The sequence below is a fragment of the Vibrio hepatarius genome (genome assembly GCF_001274785.1).
In the GTDB taxonomy this organism is placed as follows: domain Bacteria; phylum Pseudomonadota; class Gammaproteobacteria; order Enterobacterales; family Vibrionaceae; genus Vibrio; species Vibrio hepatarius.
In genome coordinates this window covers 1-365 of record NZ_LHPI01000083.1, presented here as the reverse complement: position 1 = coordinate 365, position 365 = coordinate 1, and the positions used below count along the sequence as shown (strand labels likewise).

The following is a 365-nucleotide window of genomic DNA, read 5'->3' as shown; positions in this document are numbered from 1 at the left end:
GCGGTCGCGGGTCTGGTCATGGTGTGGTGCGTGTTTGACTTGGCCGCCAAGCTCTTGAATGTGCAAACTGCACGTAATGCAGCGGTACTGTTGCTGATTACGCCCCAGTTTGTGATTCAAGCCAAAGCGGCACAAATCGATGCCATGGTCGCCTGCTGGATAACCGTGTCGATGTACGGACTGATTCGCCATTTCTTCGTGCAACCCAGCGCACGCTGGTACCTGTTCAGCTGGGCATGCATGGCCGTGGGTATTCTGACCAAAGGGGTCGGATTCCTGCCGGTTTTTGTCCTCATTCCTATCGCCGTGCTGCACCTCACCGGGCGGCAACGGTTCGAGCAACAACTGAAAGCCAAAGCCTTGCT

The 365-nt window shown here is 56.2% G+C and carries 1 protein-coding gene; it reads left to right on the top strand.

Translation table 11 applies throughout. The features are described 5' to 3' along the window. A partial coding sequence (locus tag AKJ31_RS22365; RefSeq protein ID WP_157052422.1) for an ArnT family glycosyltransferase occupies nucleotides 1-365 on the top strand: 365 nt, incomplete at both ends.